The sequence below is a fragment of the Streptomyces sparsogenes genome, assembly GCF_001704635.1.
Lineage (GTDB): Bacteria > Actinomycetota > Actinomycetes > Streptomycetales > Streptomycetaceae > Streptomyces > Streptomyces sparsogenes.
In genome coordinates, this window is sequence record NZ_MAXF01000038.1 from 190895 (window position 1) to 207522 (window position 16628).

17 protein-coding genes and 1 riboswitch are annotated in these 16628 nt (G+C 70.7%); of the genes, 7 read left to right on the plus strand and 10 right to left on the minus strand.

Features of this window, described 5'->3' with window-relative positions; genetic code table 11:
• Positions 1-378: 378 nt before the first annotated feature.
• From BBH68_RS08870 to BBH68_RS08900, 7 genes are all read right to left on the minus strand, one after another.
• Entirely contained in the window at positions 379-1320 is a 942-nt protein-coding gene (locus tag BBH68_RS08870; protein ID WP_065960431.1) for a Ppx/GppA phosphatase family protein, read from the minus strand.
• On the minus strand, positions 1317-1877 hold the full coding sequence (locus BBH68_RS08875) for a DUF501 domain-containing protein (protein ID WP_065960432.1): 561 nt from the start codon (positions 1875-1877) through the stop codon (positions 1317-1319). Before BBH68_RS08875 ends, BBH68_RS08870 begins: the two co-directional genes overlap by 4 nt.
• A gap of 59 nt (positions 1878-1936) precedes the next feature.
• Positions 1937-2422 carry an FtsB family cell division protein gene (locus BBH68_RS08880; protein ID WP_065960434.1) on the minus strand — a complete coding sequence of 162 codons (486 nt, stop codon included), beginning with the start codon at positions 2420-2422 and terminating at the stop codon, positions 1937-1939.
• A 105-nt stretch (positions 2423-2527) separates the two neighbouring features.
• Positions 2528-3823, minus strand: a complete 1296-nt coding sequence (eno, locus tag BBH68_RS08885) for a phosphopyruvate hydratase (RefSeq protein ID WP_065960435.1) — start codon at positions 3821-3823, stop codon at positions 2528-2530.
• Positions 3824-4078: 255 nt separating this feature from the next.
• A complete protein-coding gene (locus tag BBH68_RS08890; RefSeq protein WP_065960436.1) occupies positions 4079-4786 on the minus strand; it encodes a transglycosylase family protein in 708 nt (235 codons plus the stop codon).
• A 1-nt stretch (position 4787) separates the two neighbouring features.
• Positions 4788-4956: riboswitch (cyclic di-AMP (ydaO/yuaA leader) on the minus strand.
• Between the two features lie 261 nt (positions 4957-5217).
• Positions 5218-6183 carry a LysM peptidoglycan-binding domain-containing protein gene (locus tag BBH68_RS08895; protein ID WP_342673124.1) on the minus strand — a complete coding sequence of 322 codons (966 nt, stop codon included), beginning with the start codon at positions 6181-6183 and terminating at the stop codon, positions 5218-5220.
• Between the two features lie 191 nt (positions 6184-6374).
• Positions 6375-7670, minus strand: coding sequence for a cytochrome P450 family protein (locus BBH68_RS08900; RefSeq protein ID WP_065960439.1), 1296 nt, complete (start codon positions 7668-7670; stop codon positions 6375-6377).
• 606 nt (positions 7671-8276) lie between these two features.
• Here BBH68_RS08900 and BBH68_RS08905 point away from each other — a divergent pair.
• The 7 genes from BBH68_RS08905 (at position 8277) to BBH68_RS08935 (ending at position 14303) form a co-directional block, all read left to right on the plus strand.
• Complete coding sequence (locus tag BBH68_RS08905) at positions 8277-9398, plus strand: sensor histidine kinase (RefSeq protein WP_065960440.1); 1122 nt, start codon at positions 8277-8279, stop codon at positions 9396-9398.
• Entirely contained in the window at positions 9395-9796 is a 402-nt protein-coding gene (locus tag BBH68_RS08910) for a roadblock/LC7 domain-containing protein (protein ID WP_065960441.1), read from the plus strand. The genes BBH68_RS08905 and BBH68_RS08910 overlap by 4 nt, the downstream gene beginning before the upstream one ends.
• A complete protein-coding gene (locus tag BBH68_RS08915; RefSeq protein ID WP_065960442.1) occupies positions 9793-10164 on the plus strand; it encodes a DUF742 domain-containing protein in 372 nt (123 codons plus the stop codon). Before BBH68_RS08910 ends, BBH68_RS08915 begins: the two co-directional genes overlap by 4 nt.
• On the plus strand, positions 10139-10729 hold the full coding sequence (locus BBH68_RS08920; RefSeq protein WP_065960444.1) for a GTP-binding protein: 591 nt from the start codon (positions 10139-10141) through the stop codon (positions 10727-10729). Before BBH68_RS08915 ends, BBH68_RS08920 begins: the two co-directional genes overlap by 26 nt.
• Positions 10730-10737: 8 nt before the next feature.
• Complete coding sequence (locus BBH68_RS08925; RefSeq protein WP_065960446.1) at positions 10738-12120, plus strand: cytochrome P450; 1383 nt, start codon at positions 10738-10740, stop codon at positions 12118-12120.
• Between the two features lie 151 nt (positions 12121-12271).
• Positions 12272-13528 carry a cytochrome P450 gene (locus BBH68_RS08930; RefSeq protein ID WP_342673125.1) on the plus strand — a complete coding sequence of 419 codons (1257 nt, stop codon included), beginning with the start codon at positions 12272-12274 and terminating at the stop codon, positions 13526-13528.
• A complete protein-coding gene (locus tag BBH68_RS08935) occupies positions 13512-14303 on the plus strand; it encodes an enoyl-CoA hydratase/isomerase family protein (RefSeq protein WP_065960449.1) in 792 nt (263 codons plus the stop codon). The genes BBH68_RS08930 and BBH68_RS08935 overlap by 17 nt, the downstream gene beginning before the upstream one ends.
• A gap of 42 nt (positions 14304-14345) precedes the next feature.
• On the opposite strand, the gene BBH68_RS08940 is transcribed toward BBH68_RS08935, so the two are convergent.
• Genes BBH68_RS08940 through BBH68_RS08950 form a run of 3 tightly spaced genes read right to left on the minus strand, consistent with a single transcriptional unit; the run spans position 14346 to position 16613 of the window.
• Entirely contained in the window at positions 14346-14798 is a 453-nt protein-coding gene (locus BBH68_RS08940) for a DUF6479 family protein (RefSeq protein ID WP_076972195.1), read from the minus strand.
• Positions 14799-14826: 28 nt separating this feature from the next.
• A complete protein-coding gene (locus tag BBH68_RS08945) occupies positions 14827-15909 on the minus strand; it encodes a nucleoside triphosphate pyrophosphohydrolase (RefSeq protein WP_079150882.1) in 1083 nt (360 codons plus the stop codon).
• A gap of 14 nt (positions 15910-15923) precedes the next feature.
• The gene (locus BBH68_RS08950; RefSeq protein ID WP_065960450.1) at positions 15924-16613 is read right to left on the minus strand and encodes a SurA N-terminal domain-containing protein; all 690 of its coding nucleotides are present in this window, start codon (positions 16611-16613) and stop codon (positions 15924-15926) included.
• Positions 16614-16628: the final 15 nt, after the last annotated feature.

Here is a 16628-nt window from a genome sequence, read left to right on the forward strand (position 1 = left end):
CCTCGTGAGCCCCTTCACAAGCTTTGGGGGAGGGCCTGCTACACTTCGCCGCCCCCGTGACACATCCCATACCCGCGATAGGGAACCACCGGGTCGCCCCGCGCGTTGACAGCCCCGCTGATCTGCGCTTGCGATTGAACGCGGAAGTAGACCACCGGGGCCGGGCGCATCGCCGGCCGGCGTCGGGAACGGGCGCCGGCGGGGCCGACGGGCGAGCGCGCCCCCCGAAAGCGCCCGCGTACGGGGGTCAGGGGTCACACCCTTCGGCCACCAGGCAATTTTTTCATGTGAAGCTTTTCACGAACTTTTTGCCGCGGGGGTCTCCACGGACCCCTCACACCGGGTCCACACCCCGTTCCGGCGGCCCTGCGCGCCCCGTCAGGCGATGCTCCAGGCGATGCCGTCGAGGATGTCGTGTTCGCTCACCACGACCTCCCGGGCCCCGATCCGCTCCATGATCGCCAGCAGGACGAGCGCCCCCGAGGCGATCACGTCCACCCGGCCCTCGTGCATCACCGGAATCGCCGCCCGCTCGGCGTGCGTGGAGCCGATCAGCTTGTCCGTGATCGCGCGGACCTGCTCCAGCGGGACGCGCGCGTGGTGGATGGCGGCGGAGTCGTACTCCGGCAGCCCCAGCGCGATGCCGGCGACGGTGGTGACCGATCCCGCCAGCCCGACCAGGCTACCCGCCTCACGGATCGGCACGGTCTCCTCGACGAGGTCCAGGGCCCGCTCGATGTCGGCCCGTATGGCGGCGATCTGACCGGGCGCCGGCGGGTCGCTGATCCGCCCGTCCACCACCAGATGGCGCTCGGTCATCCGCACACAGCCGATGTCCACGCTGCGCGCGGCGCGCACCCGGCCGTCGCCGACCACGAACTCGGTCGAGCCGCCGCCGATGTCCACCACCAGATAGGGCCGGGCCAGGCCCTGGCGGTCGGTCAGCTCCTTGGTGGCGCCCGTGAAGGAGAACTCCGCCTCCTGGTCGCCGCTGATCACCTCGGGCTCCACGCCCAGGATCCCCACGACCCCGCGCACGAACTCCTCGCGGTTCTCCGCGTCGCGGGAGGCGGAGGTGGCGACGAAGCGGACCCGCTCGACGCCGAGCCCGCCGATCACCTCCGCGTACTCCCGGCAGGCCGCGAAGGTGCGCTCCAGGGCCTCGGGGGCCAGCCGCCCGGTGCGGTCCACGCCCTGGCCCAGCCGGACGATGCGCATCCGGCGGTCGAGCTCGCCGATCCGGCCGGTCGCCGGGTCGGCGTCGGCCACCAGCAGCCGGATCGAGTTGGTGCCGCAGTCCACGGCCGCGACGCGGCTCATGCGCCCTCCCCCGCGCTCTCCCGGTCGCCCGCCGCCCGGCCGCCGCACGGGGTCGCGCACGGCCCCTTCGCCCACCACTTCGGCAGCATGGCGAGGGCCTCGTCGCCGAGCGGGTTGACCCCGGGGCCCGCGGCGAGGGAGTGGGCGACGAGGACGTGCAGGCACTTGACCCGGTCCGGCATCCCGCCCGCGCTCGGGAACCCCTCCAGCACCTCGATCGCGTCGCGGCGCGCGAGGTAGTCCTCGTGGGCCGCCCGGTAGGCGTCGGCCAGCTCGGGGTCGGTGGCCAGCCGGGCCGTCATCTCCTTCATCACGCCCTCGGCCTCCAGCGTGCCGATCGCGGAGGCGGCGCGCGGGCAGGTCAGGTAGTAGAGGGTCGGGAAGGGCGAGCCGTCCTCGAGCCGCGGGGCGGTCTCGACGACGTCCGGGTTGCCGCAGGGGCAGCGGTGCGCGACGGCGCGCAGACCACGCGGCAGGCGGTTCAGCTGCTCCTTGACGGCGGCGATGTCCGCGTCGGTGGGCGCGGTGGGCTCCGTCTGCGGAGGGGGCGTATCCATCGGTGGGAAGTTCTCTTCGATCGGTTCGGTCGGCCGCCCCGGGCGGCCGGTTGCTTCGGTCAGCGCTTCGCGCGGGCCCCGCCGTCCGCGGCGTCCGCGGCGTCGACGCTGTCCCACAGGTTGCTGTACCAGGGACGGCCGGCCGCGCCCTGGTCGGAGGAGCGCTCGGCCTCGCCGCCGCCGTCGACCACGCTGTAGCCGGTCTCCCCCGGCCGCGTGAAGTGCAGCCGCTCGCGGGCCTGCTGCTCGATGTAGGCGGGGTCCTGGAGCCGGGCCTTCTCCTCGCGCAGCTTCTTGACGTCCTCGCGCTCCTTCTGCGCCTGGCGCCGCTGGTCGGAGATGTCCGAGCGCTGCGAGACGTACTGCCGCATGGGGTAGGCGAGGGCCACCACCAGCGAGCAGACGACCAGCGCGAGCAGCGCGGCCCGGCCGGTGAGCCGGTTGCGGCGGCGCCGCACGCGGGCGCGGTAGACGCGGGCGGCGGCGTGCTCGCCCAGCGCCCTGAGCCTGGTCGCGGTGGAGAACCGATCCCGATCCGCCGGCACGTCGCCTCCCCGGTCGTGACTTCGCTGCGTACGCCGTCCCCGGCCACGGTACGGGACCGGGGCCGGGGACGTGCGTCAGGCGTGGCTGTCAGGCTCGGTGGCGGTTCAGCCCTTGACGACCGCGCCCTTGAAGCGCGGGAAGGCGGAGCGGCCCGCGTACACCGCCGCGTCGTCGAGGATCTCCTCGATGCGCAGCAGCTGGTTGTACTTGGCCACGCGCTCGGAGCGGGCCGGGGCGCCGGTCTTGATCTGGCCGCAGTTGGTGGCGACGGCCAGGTCGGCGATGGTGACGTCCTCGGTCTCGCCGGAGCGGTGCGACATCATGCACTTGAAGCCGTTGCGCTGGGCCAGCTCGACCGCGTCCAGGGTCTCGGTCAGCGAGCCGATCTGGTTGACCTTGACCAGCAGCGCGTTGGCGGTGCCGCTCTCGATGCCGCGGGCCAGCCGCTCCGGGTTGGTGACGAACAGGTCGTCGCCGACCAGCTGGACCTTGTCACCGAGCTGGTCCGTGATCGTCTTCCAGCCGTCCCAGTCCTCCTCGTTCAGCGGGTCCTCGATGGAGACCAGCGGGTACGCGTCGACCAGCTCGGCGTAGTACGCGGTCATCTCGGCGGCGCTGCGGGTCTGGCCCTCGAACGTGTACGAGCCGTCCTTGTAGAACTCGGAGGCGGCGACGTCGAGCGCCAGCGCGATGTCCTGGCCCGGCTGGTAGCCGGCCTTCTTGATCGCCTCGACGATCAGGTCCAGGGCGTCGCGGTTGGAGTTCAGGTTCGGGGCGAAGCCGCCCTCGTCGCCGAGGCCGGTGGACAGGCCCCGCTCCTTCAGCACGGACTTCAGGGTGTGGTAGACCTCGGCGCCCCAGCGCAGCGCCTCCGAGAAGGACTCGGCGCCGATCGGCGCGATCATGAACTCCTGGATGTCCACGTTGGAGTCGGCGTGCGAGCCGCCGTTGAGGATGTTCATCATCGGCACCGGCAGCAGATGGGCGTTGGGCCCGCCCAGGTACCGGAAGAGCGGCAGGTCCGAGGCCTCGGACGCGGCGTGCGCCACGGCGAGCGAGACACCGAGGATGGCGTTGGCGCCGAGCGAGGACTTGTCCGGGGTGGCGTCCAGGTCGAACATCGCCTGGTCGATCAGGCGCTGCTCGGTGGCGTCATAGCCGACCAGCTCCGGGCCGATCTGCTCGATGACGGCGAGGACGGCCTTCTCGACGCCCTTGCCCCCGTAACGGTTCTTGTCGCCGTCGCGGAGCTCGAGGGCCTCGAAGGCGCCGGTGGAGGCCCCGGAGGGCACGGCGGCACGGCCGGTGCTGCCGTCGTCGAGGCCGACCTCGACCTCGACCGTGGGGTTGCCTCGCGAGTCGAGGATCTCGCGAGCTACGACGACGTCGATGGACGGCACGAGGATCTCCTTCGTATGGGTCTGTGGTTCTGCAGCACGAGCCTAACGGGCCCGGGGGCCCCGCCCGACGTTCGCCCGTCCCCCGAGACGGGACATTGCATAAAAAGCCAGATAGCGGGGCGAATGTGAGTATTTTCAGTGAAGTTGCTGGCCGAACGTGTGAAGCCCCGGCGGGGCGCGCCTGGTGGGGGGGCGGCGCGCCCGGCCGGGGCCGTATCGGGGGGTGCCGGGCCGACGGATGCCCGGCGGGGAGGGTCAGCCGAGGTGCAGCCGCTGGCCCGGGTAGATGAGGTTGGCGTCCTCGACGACGTCCTTGTTCAGCTCGAAGAGCTTCTTCCAGCCGCCCTTGACGTGGTGCGCCTTGGCGATCTTGGAGAGGGTGTCGCCGGACTCCACCTTGTACTCGCCGTCGCCCTTCTTGATCTCGTGGCGGGCCTGCCCGCGCCCGGCGTGGGCGTCCTCGCCGCGGGGCTGCGCCTTCGGCGCGGCCTGCTCGGCGGGCTTGGCGGGCTTCGCGGGCTTCGCGGGCTGGGCCGGCTTGGCGGGCTGGGCCGGCTTCGCGGGCTGCGTGGTGGTGGAGGTGGCCGGGGTGCCGCCGGTGGTCAGCCCCTTGCCGCAGACCGGCCAGGCGCCCTTGCCCTGCCCGGCCAGGACCTTCTCGGCTATCTGGATCTGCTGGGCCTTGGAGGCCAGGTCGGCGCGGGGCGCGAAGGCCGTGCCGCCGTAGGCGGCCCAGGTGGAGTTGGTGAACTGGAGGCCGCCGTAGAAGCCGTTGCCGGTGTTGATCGACCAATTGCCGCCGGACTCGCACTGCGCGACCGCGTCCCACTGGGCGGAGGTCGCGGCGGAGGCGGAGGTGGCACCCAGGATCGGCGCGGCGACGGCCGCACCGGCGACGCCGGCGAGCGCGGCGATGCGGGTGACCTTGGAGGGACGGCGGTGCTTACCCTTGTCGTTACGCATGTTCGTTCCTCACCGACGCCTACGAGGTGAGCTGTCGGGTTCGGGCGTGAGTTGCCCGGCCGTGCACGGTTCCCCGCACCCGGCTTCACCCCTAGCCGCACCGGCCCGTCCCCGGGCCACCGCGGCACCTACCTTGGGTCCCCCGCTCCTGCCTTCGGCGCAAACGCGTCTGTGTCCCCCCGACCGCCGGCAGGACTCGGCGTGACGATCGACGGTGCCCGCGGTGGCGAGCGAAAAGACGTTAAACACACCTTCCGGCGAGGATCAAACCCCCACATCCCAGCGAAGGCGGCCTCTTCCGCACCCAGCCGTCCCACATCCACGCAGGTGAGGCCGGGTGCGGAAAGATCGGACAGGCGGCGCACCCCGGGCGATGTGACGAGATGTATGTCTCACCGCCGCCAGATCGGGCAATTCACCCCGAACTGCCGCTACCTGACGCTGAGATCGAGGCGCTGACCAGGGTGAATGAGATCGGGGTCGGCCCCGATGACGGAGTCGTTGGCCTCATACAGCTCGGGCCACCCTCCGTCCACCTTCTGTTCGTCCGCGATGCCTGACAGGTTGTCACCGGTCCGGACCGTGTAGTCCGCGCGGCCGAGGGGCTGCAGCGGGGTCTTCGCGCGGTCCGCGTCGTCGCGTGAGGCATGGCGCCCGGAGGGCCGCGCCTGGTCCGCCGCGTCCCCGGACTGCCCCTCCCGGGCGTCGGGCGCGCCGCGGTGGCGGCCGGTGGGGGCGGAGGAGCCCTCGTCCGCGCCCGGCGCGTCGCGGTCCGGGGGCGGCGTCTGGTGCGACGCGCCGCCCGAACCGGCGGAGGAGTCGCCGGAGGTGTCGTCGGACGCGCCGCCGGAGGTGCCGGCCGACGAGCCGCCGGACTCGTCGTCGGACGGGGCGGAATCCGACGCTCCGGCCTTGTCGGACGTATCGGATTCTCCCGAGGTGTCCGGCGTACCGGCCTTATCGGATCGGCCGGAACTATCGGACGATTCGCCCGTGGTGGGGTCGTCGGTGCCCGTCGACTCCTTCGACTCGGGCGTCCCGGTGGAGCCGGGGGTCACCTCGAGCGCGTCGCCGAGGTCGGCGAGCCCGGCGCTCAGCGCGCAGCTCGGCCAGGCGTCGGGGCCGCGGTCGGCGAGGATCGCCTGGGCGACGGCTATCTGCTGGGAGCGGCTGGCGAGGTCGGGGCGCGGGGCGTACCGCTGACCGCCGTACTTCTTCCACATGTCCAAGGTGATCTGGAGACCGCCGTAGAAGCCGTTGCCCTCGTTGGCGCTCCACATCCCGCCGCTCTCGCACTCGGCCACGCGGTCCCACGTCTGGACCTCCGCGGCCTGGGCGCCGACGGCGCCGAAGAGCGGCATGGCGATGCCGGCGCCGGTCACCCCCGCCGCGACCACGATTGCCGGAGCCTGACGGGGGCGGCGGTGTCGACCGTTCCCGGAGCGCATGCGTTTGCCTCTCGTGTGGGGGCTGAGTCGTCGGTCGAACATAGCGACGTCACACGATCATCACAAGCAGATGTATCCCAGGTCACGCGGCGGTCACACGCCTGAGGTTATGTCACTTCCGCCCCGATTTCCGGCCGTTGTCAGGCCCCCGTCCCGCCGCCCGTCGCGGTGCTCGGATCCCAGGTCACGGGCAGCTCACGCAGCCCGCGCATGATCAGGCCGCCGCGCCGGCGCACCTCCTGCGGCTCCACCGCGAGCCGCAGGTCCGGCAGGCGCCGCAGCAGGGTGCCGATGGCGGTCCGGGCCTCGAGGCGGGCCAGCGGCGCGCCCAGACAGTAATGGATGCCGTGGCCGTAGCCGAGGTGCTGGTTGTCGGCGCGGGAGAGGTCGAGCACATCGGGCGCCGCAAAGCGCTCGGGGTCGCGGTCGGCCGCGGCCAGCACCACCAGCACCGGGTCGCCCACGGCGACGCGCTGCCCGCCGATCACCACGGGTTCGGTGGCGAACCGCCAGGTGGCGATCTCCACCGGGCCGTCGTAGCGGAGCAGTTCCTCGACGCCGGTCGCCAGCAGCCCCTCGTCCCCTTCTTTGAGGGACCGCCGAAGCCGGTCGCACTGGACGGGGTCGCGCAGCAGCGCGTAGACGCCGTTGCCGATCAGATTGACGGTGGTCTCGAAGCCGGCGAACAAGAGGATGAAGGCCATCGCGGCGGCCTCGTTCTCGGTGAGGTGCTCGCCGTGGTCGCTGGCGCGGATCAGCCCGGAGATCAGATCGACGGACTGCTCGCCGTCCCCCCGGCCCAGCGACTCCCGCTTGCGGTGGATGAGGTCGGCGAGATAGGCGCGGATCCGCTTCACCGCCCGGGCCACCCCGCCGCGCGGACCGCCGCCGTGACGGATCATCATCCCGGCCCAGTCGCGGAAGTCGTCCTGGTCCTCGCGCGGTACGCCGAGCAGGTCGCAGATGGCGTAGATGGGCAGCGGAAAGGCGAACTCGTGGATCAGGTCGGCCTGCCCCCGGGAGCCGAAGCCGTCGATGAGGCGGTCGGTCAACTCCTGGACGCGCGGCGCGAACGCGGCCACGCGGCGCGGGGTGAACGCCTTGGACACCAGCCGCCGCAGCCGGGTGTGGTCGGGCGGGTCGATGTTCAGCAGATGCGTCACCAGATCCGCGCTGTGCTCGCCCGGGATGCCCACCTTGCCCTTGGCGTGCGCGGCCTCGCTGTGGTGGGCCGGATTCTTCGACAGCCGGGGGTCGGCGAGCGCGGCCCGGGCATCCGCGTACCGGGTCACCAGCCAGGCCTCGACACCGCTGGGCAGAGTCGTGCGGTGGACGGGTTCGTGCTCCCGCAGCCAGGCGTACGCGGGATACGGATCGGCGGCGAACTCCCAGCTGAAAAGCGTGGGCGAGCAGGCGGGGCGGGGCTGGTCTGACACCCCCCGACGATACCGGCCGAAGCGGGACAGTCCGTCCGCCCGTATTCCTCCGGGATTCCCTGGAAAAAAGCGCATAAAAACCGGGCCGATTTCACATGTGTGTGCGAATACCGGGTCACGCGCGCTCAGCACCGGGTAATTGGCCGATATCAGACCGCCACCGCGGGAGCGCGCGGGGCCCGGCCGCGCACGCCCCCGCGATGCGCTGCCGCACTCGTCCGCGCCGCCGAACAGGCGGGAGAAGACATGTGGCTGAATCGGCGTCAGGCCCCCGAATGGGACACAGGCACATGCACGGGGGCCCCTGACCCTGGTGATACGATCACCGCGCTTGCCAGGCGAGCCATGGGCGCGTAGACACGCGGCGATCCGGCAAAAAGCCGAAAAGGGTCATCACTCTGAGGAGCATTATGCCGCCAGTCGGGCATCTGGAGCCGATCCGGCAGACCGACGCCCCCGCGCTGGCGCCGTGGAGACGAGTGCGATGCCCTCGGACCGAGCGGGCACCGTCCGGGCGCTGACTCGCCGCCGTCCCGATGACAATCCGGAACGCACCGTACGAAACCCTTTCAGTCCCTGGCGGTCTAGTCGCTTAAAGAGAGTCTCATGACGCATTACATACAGGATCCAGCGCTCTGGGCTCTGATCGTTGGTACGCCTCTCGCCGCAACCGCCATATTTCGCGGGAGAAAGGCACGTACAAAACTCCTCAACGAGAAGACCGAGCTGCAGAACCGCTACACCGAGCTCGAGAGCAGCTATTCGGCGGCGGTGCAGGAAGCCCATGACCGCGCGGAAGAGGCCACCAAGAGCGCGCTGAAGTCCGCCATGCGGACGCTGCAGGGTCTCGCCAACGAGCAGCAGCTGGCGATCTCCAAGACGCAGGAGAAGTACGGGGAGCACCACATGCTCCAGGACCTCCTCGAGATCGACCACATGAACTCGCAGTTCGGCCGGCGTGCCCAGTCCATCGCCGTGCTCTGTGACGGCTGGCTGGGCCGCCAGCGCTCCGTTGCCTCGGTGTACGACGTGGTCCGCAGCGCCAAGGGGCGCATCCGTCACTACACCCGCGTCGAGATCCGCTCCCAGTCCAACTTCGCGGTGGTCAGCCGCGCCGTGGAGCCGGTCGCGCTGGCGCTGGCCGAGCTGCTGGACAACGCCACCAGCTACTCGGCGCCGGATTCGCCGATCGACATCACGATCCGCACCGTGCCCAAGGGCGTCTGCATCATCATCGACGACGCCGGTGTCGGTATGAACGAGGAAGAGAAGAACAGGGCCGACCAGCTCCTGTCTTCCAATCGCGCGTCGGGCGTCACAGGCCTCGGAAACCCCCCGCAGTTCGGTTTCGCGGTCATCGGTGTGCTCGCCGCCCGCTATGGCTTCACTGTCTCCGTGGATTCGGCCTCTCCCTACGGTGGTGTGCGCGCGGTGGTACTTCTGCCCGAGGACCTTCTGACCAACATGCCCGAGCCGGAGGAGCCGCCGGCGGTCGCCTCGCCCGCCGCCCGGACCCACCGCGAGGAGGCTCCCACCGAGGCCTCCACCCCCGGGGGACTGCCCAAACGCCGGCGCAAGGGCTCGATCTCCATCGTGCCCACCGCGGACTTCACGCCCGCCCCGGCCCGGTCGAGTGAGGAAACCGCCTCGATCATGGGCGCCTTCCAGCGCGGCACTCAGTCAGGCCGCTCCGCAAACCCGAGCAGGGAAGGGCACGATCTTTCGTGAACAACGATCTGTCATGGATGCTTGAGAGCGCCCTGGAGGTACCGGGCGCCCGTCATGCACTCCTGGTCTCCGCCGACGGTCTGCTGATGGCCCGCTCCAGCAAGGTCCAGAAGGACGAGGCGGACTCGATCGCCGCGGCGATGAGCGGCATCCAGTCGCTGAGCCGCACGATGTCCAGCTTCTGCGGCGACCCCCGGATGGCCTGGCGCCAGACGCTGGTGGAGTTCGACGGCGGCTGGGTCTTCCTCATCTCCGCCGGCGAGGGCGCCTACCTGGCCGTCTCGTCCGCCCCCGACGTCGACATGGCGGACATCACCTTCCGGATGCAGCAACTTGTCGGCCAGCTCGGCAAGGCCCTCAGCACTCCGCCTCGAGAGAACACAAGTATTCAGGCATGATTACACCGGGTGAGCAAGAGCCAGAGGCCGCGCCCTTAGTGCGACCGTACGTCATCACCAACGGTCGCGGGTTGCCGGACAATGACCAGTTCAATCTCATCACTCTGGTCACCACCTCCGAAAAGCGGCCGCCAAGCCATTACGACCCGGAGAAGCGCCGCCTGCTGGACCTGTGCGGCGGAGGCTACCTCTCGGTCGCCGAAATAGCGGGACACCTGGGACTCCCCATCGGCATCGTGAAGGTCCTGCTGTCCGACCTCGCCTCGGACGGCTATGTCATCACGCGCGCCCCGGCACCCCCCGCTCAACTCGTGGACGTATCGGTCCTTCAGGAGGTGCTGGATGGTCTCCAGGCCCGCTTCGGATGAGGACGTCTATCTGCGCAACGATGTGCAGATAGCCGCCAAGATCCTGGTGGTGGGACATTTCGCGGTGGGCAAGACGACCTTCATCGGCACCATGTCGGAGATTCCCCCGCTGCGCACCGAGGAAACCATGACCCAGGCCGCGGCTCACGTCGACGATCTGCACGGGGTCCGCGGCAAGACCACGACCACCGTGGCCATGGACTTCGGTCGGCTCACCCTCAGCGACCGGCTCGTCCTGTATCTGTTCGGCACCCCGGGACAGCAGCGCTTCGTACAGGTCTGGGAGGACATGACCCGCGGCGCCCTCGGGGCGCTGGTGCTGGTCGACCCCGAGCGCCTCAAGGAATCCTTCGACGTCATCGACCTGGTCGAGCAGTACGGGCTCCCCTACGCGATATCCGTCAACCACTTCGACGGCACGCCGGTCCGCCCGGAGGAGGAGCTGCGTGAAGCTCTCGACCTGCTTCCGGAGACCCCCGTTGTCACCTGTGACGCGCGCGACGAGAAGTCGTCGGCCAACGCGCTGATCACGCTGGTGCGCTATCTGCAGGACCGTGCCCGCTAGGAGCAAGCATGAACAACCATGGGGCCTTCCCCGAACCACCACCCGGTTGCCCCGCTCACAACAGCGGTCGGCGGGTGCCGATGTACGGGCCGGAGTTCGCGGCCGACCCGCAGGCGTTCTACACCCATATGCGCCACTACGGGACTACCGCGCCGGTCGAGCTGGCCCCCGGCGTGGACGCCACCCTCGTCACGGACTACTCGGCGGCTCTCCAACTGCTGCAGAACCCCGACACGTTCCGGAAGGACTCGCGCCGCTGGCGCGACCTCAACGAGGGCAAGGTGGCGCCGAACAACCCGGTGCTGCCCATGTTGGCCTACCGGCCGAACGCCCTGTTCACCGATGGCGCGGAGCACATGCGCCTGCGCCAGGCGGTGACGGACAGCCTCGCCGGCGTGGACGCGCACTGGCTGAGCCGCCAGGTGGAGCGGGTCTCCTCGTTCCTGATCAGCCAGTTCAGCGCCCTCGGCGAGGCGGACCTGCTCAACGACTACGCCAAGATGCTGCCGCTGCTGGTGTTCAACGAGCTCTTCGGCTGCTCGCCCTCCATCGGTGACCGGCTGGCCTACGGCACCTCGGGCATCTTCGACGCCAGCATGGACGCCGAGAAGGCCAACGAGGAGCTCTCCCAGGCACTGATCGAGCTGGTCGCCCTCAAGCGGCGGCAGCCGGGCGACGACGTCACCTCACGGCTGATGGCCCACCCGGCCAAGCTGTCCGACGAGGAGATGATCCATCAGCTCGTGATGCTCATCAGCGCGGGCACCGAACCCCAGCGGAACCTCATCGCCAACGGCCTGTACCTGCTGCTGTGCGACGAGAAGCACGCGGGTGGCCACCAGGCCGGCGGGCTGCTGGTCGAGGACGTCATCGACGATGTGCTGTGGAACAGCCCGCCGATGGCCAACTACGCCCCGCACTACCCGGTGTGCGACGTCGACCTCGGCGGCAATGTGCTGAAGGCCGGTGACCTGGTGCTGATCAGCTTCGCGGCCGCCAACACCGACCCGACGCTGTCCTCCGCGCGTCAGGTCCTCAGCAAGCGCGCGCACCTCGCCTGGAGCGCCGGGCCGCACGCCTGCCCGGCCAAGGACTCCGCGCAGCTCATCGCGGTCGGGGCGATCGAGAACCTGCTCAACCAGCTCCCGGACGTCGAACTGGCCGTGCCGGTGGAGAGCCTGACCTGGCGCCCCGGCCCGTTCCACCGGGCGCTCACCTCGCTTCCCGCCCGGTTCGCCCCGGTCCGTGCGCGACAGGCGCCGACCATGGCCGCCACCGCTCCCGCGGCGGGCGCCGCGACCACCGCCGGGGCCACCCCCCAGCCGCGCCCCCACGCCAAGCCTCAGAGGAACAGCATGTGGAGCTCCTTCCTCTCCTGGTGGAAGTCGTGATCTTGCCCACAATTCGAACCAGTTTCCGTATGAATGGATGTTCAATCATGCGGGTAGGACGTATCGCGAATTCCCGCGTACTGCTGCGTTCCAACCATTTACGCGGCTTAATGTGACCCCTACCGGGGTATTTTGGACAGAAGGAGTGGTTGTGGAACCTACCGCCGCCGGCACCCTCGTTGACCGACGCTCCATGGTTTCACTCATATCCCGTCTACGATCCTCCAAGGGGCAAGCGAACCCCTACCCCATCTACGCCGAACTCAGGGCGATGGGCGATGTCGTACCCGCACCCTGGAACGGCTACCTGCTGCTGTCCCACGACCTGTGCGACCAGGTCCTGCGCAGCAGGGCATGGGCCACCTTCGATGCCGAGTGGCGGGCGCGCCAAGGCGACGCGAGTCGCTGGACCGCGCCCGCCGCCATTCAATTGAGTAAAACCCTCCAGGGGCTCAATCCCCCGGTACACACCCGGCAGCGGCGCTCCCTCGGGAATGTATTCGACCGCAATACGCTGACCAATCTTCAGCCCTTTGTCGAGCGCACCGTCGAAAAACTCCTCGACCGACTTTCCGAGCACATGCGCAGCGCCGGTGAAGCGGATTTCGCCACCCTGGTCGGTGAAGAACTCCCGGTGGCCACTATCAGCCATTGGCTGAATCTCCCCCCTGCGGATCACGCCTTGCTCAGGGATCTCACCCACGGCCAGGCATATGCCCAGGAACTCCTTCCCTCCGCGAGTCAGCTGGCCCAGGCCAACACCGCCGCGCAAGGTCTGCGCGACTACTTCACCGCGCTGGTCGCGGAGCGCAGGCGGTCCCTCGGCGACGACCCGCTGTCGCGCTGGATACGCACCTGGGACGAGCTGGAGCCGGACCGGGAAGAGGCTGACGAAACGCTTTACCACCTGGTCATGTTCATCGTCATCGCCTCGCTCGAGACAACCTCCACCCTGCTGTCCAACATGGTGCGGCTGCTCGACCAGCACCCCCGGCAGCGCGCCTGGCTGCTGGACCACCCCGAGGCGACGCCCAACGCCGTCGAAGAGGTGCTGCGTTACGATCCCCCCATTCATCTGACCACTCGGGTCGCCACGGAGGACACGGTTCTCTCCGGAGTTCACATAGCCAGGGACGAGGTAGTACACGTCATGATCGCGGCCGCCAATCATGACCCGGCGCAATTCGCCGACCCGGACACCTTCGATATCGGGCGCACGGCGAGCCACCTCGGTTTCGGCGGCGGGATTCACTACTGCCTCGGGGCGGCGCTCGCCCGGGTCGAGGCGATCGCACTGCTCCAGGGCCTCAATCGCCGCTTTCCCACCCTGCGCGTCACCACACCGCCCCTCTGGGAACCCCGCATGGCCTTCCGCCGCCTCACCGCCCTGTATGTCGCCGAGCGCTGAGCAGCGGGAAGAGGTCAACCGCGTGTCACTCAAGTCTCTCTACGTCACCCACGACGGCCCCGTGGTCAAGGTGTGCTTCAACACCCCGGAGAACGGAAACGCCATCACGGACCGGGTGCTGGACGACCTGCTGGCGGTGCTCGGCGCGGTGCACGACCGCCCCGACATCCGGGTGGTCGTCTTCTCCGCGGCCGGCGAGAACTTCTGCACCGGCGGTGACCGGCGGGAGTACGGCGAACAGCTCGCCATGGACCCGAGCGGCACCGGGCTGCGGACCACCGGCGGGAAGGCCCGCCGGGTGTGCGACGCCCTGGCCACCACCAACGCCGTCACCATCGCCCGGCTGCACGGCCAGGTCATCGGCGCCGGGCTGGCCCTGGCGCTCTTCTGCGATCTGCGCGTCGGCGCGGACGACTGCCGCTTCCGGCTCCCGGAACTGGCCCTCGGGCTCCCGACCGCCTGGGGCGGCTCGCTGTCGCGTCTGCTGCAGGAGGCCGGGGCCGCCCGGATACGCGAACTGATCCTGACCGGCAGCGGTTTCGACGCGGCCCAGGCCGAGCGGCTCTCGGTGCTCCACCGGGTGGTGCCGGAGGCCGAGTTGGACCGCGTCGTGGAGGAGTGGACGCGTCCCGTCATCCGCCGCTCCGCCTCGGCGCTGCGGGTGACCAAGACCCTGCTCAACGCCTACGCCGCCGGCAACCGGCTCGCCGACACCAGCCTGCTGGACGCCGAACTCATGGCCTCGGTGATCGCCGGCCGGTCCGACCACTCCTGACGGCCTCCTCGGCTTCCCCTGACCGCTCACCCGCTCACCCGCTCACCCGTTGCCGAACGAGCCGCTGCCGCCCTCGTTCCAGGTCGGCCGCTCCCGGTCGGCGTCCTGGCCCGGGCGTCCCTCGCCCGGCCCGGAGCCCCGGTTGCCGGAGCCGCCGAGCTGGTGCGGCAGTCGGCGGGCGCCGTCCCTGGGCACCTCCTCGGGCTCGCGGTTCTCCTTGACGTAGCCGACCCGCGCGGACTCCTGGTGCCCCGGCCCATGGCCGTCCGCCCGCGCCCGGTCCTCCGGCTCGTCGACCGCCTGCCAGGCACCCGCCCGCGGCTGCGGGTCGCGCGGCCGCGCGGAGTCCCGGGCCAGCAGGCGCATTCCCCACCACACGGCCACGATCAACAAGACGACGATCACCAGCCCCACCACGAACGGGCCCGTCCCGACCAGCAGATCCCGGGTGACCGCGAGATCCATGGTGTCGTATGCGGCGTTGTGTGCGTTCATGCCGCCCGGGTACCCGGACCGGCCGCCGTCACTCCCCGGCGCTGCCGCCGGCCCCGCCCGGCCGCGCGCCCTCGGCCGCCCGGATCGCGTCCCGGTAGGTGCGGGCCGCGGCGCGCAGCGCCGTCTCCGGCTCGATCCCCTGCTCGGCCGCCCGCACCGCCAGGGCCAGCAGCTCGTAGCCGACGCCCTCGCCCTCGGGGACCGGCACCGCGAGGCCCGCGGTGCGGGCGCGGGAGGCCAGCTTGGCGGCCAGCGCGAGCGCGGGCTGACCGAGCGGCACCCCTTCGGTGACCGAGTCGCGCCGCTTCTCGATCGCCTTGGTCCGCAGCCAGTGCGCCCTGACGTCCTCGGCGGTCTCGGCCGCCTCCTCGCCGAAGATGTGCGGATGGCGGCGGACCAGCTTGTCCACGATCCCGCCCGCCACGTCGTCGATCGAGAACGGCTCGTCCGGGTCCTCCTGGGCGATCCGGGCGTGGAAGACGACCTGGAGCAGCACGTCGCCCAGCTCCTCGCGCAGCGCCTCCCGGTCCCCCTGCTCGATGGCCTCGACCAGCTCGTACGCCTCCTCGATGCCGTACTTCACCAGCTCCTCGCTGGTCCGGGCGGAGCTCCACGGGCATTCGACCCGGATCCGGTCCATCACCTGGACCAGGTCGAGCAGCCGGGCGCCCAGCAGGTCGTACGCGCCGGGCAGCAGCTCCAGGTCCGGCATCCGCTCCCGCCCGGACCCGGCGAGCCGGGCCAGTCCGTCGGTCAGCGCGGAGTCCCCGTCCGCCGAGGTGATCACCACGGCGGTGCGGCCCGGCCCGGTGGCGCAGTAGTCGACCAGCTCGCGCGCGTCGGGCACCGCCTCCGCCACCTCGACGCCCGCCTCCCGCAGATACGGCAGCTGCGGATGGGCCGGGTCCGCGCACAACACCCGGTCCGCGCCGCGCAGCGCCTGCCACGCGGGCCACGACAGCAGCCCGGGCGCCACCCGGTGGCTGGTGGTGAGCAGCACGATACGGCCGGTGGGGGCGGGGCCCGGGGCCTCGCCGCCGGTGCCGGTGGGGGTGCCGGTGCCGGTGGAGGTGGGGTTGCCGGTGGGGGCGTCGGTGCGGGAGGCGGTCACCCTTGCAACGTAACCTACGCCCGCTCGCTCTCGTCCCCGGAGGTCCGCAGCCAGGCCTCCTTGGTCAGCACCGCCGTGCCCCGCTTGTCGTCCCACTTCCCGTAGCGCGGGTTGACGTCGATGGCCAGCTCCTTCGAGGTCCGGGCGAAGACCTCGTTGACCTTGGCGACGCCGAGCTTGGCCACCAGCCGGTTCCGCAGCAGCTCCATCCGCAGCGCGTCGTCGACGCGGCTGGGGGCGATGCCCTGCTCCAGGTAGAAGTCGCGCAGCGCGGCGGCGCCGTCCGACTGCGCCTCCCCGGCCGGCACACACTTCGTGGTCTGCCCCGTCTGGAGGGCGCGCAGCACATCACCGCCGCCCCGCGCCTCGACGGCCTGGCGGCACTGCCGCACATCGCGGCGGGTCACCCGCACCCCGTTGTCCTGGGCGGCGCGCTCGATCACCCGGAACTGGATCATGCGGATCAGGGTGTTCTGGCTCAGCCCGCCGCTGTTGGCCACCAGCTGCTCGGCCTTGGGGGAATCGCGCTGGGCGTCCCGGACATCGTTGACCTGCGCCTGGAGCTGCGAGACGGTGATCCGGTCGCCGTCCACGACGGCCGCGGCGCCCGGGTGCGCGTCATTGCCGCAGGCCGTGAGCAGCGGCGCGGCGAGCAACAGGGCGGAGGCGGCGGGGACGGCGAGGGTGGCGCGGGTCTTTCGCATGGAGCCTCCCGGCAT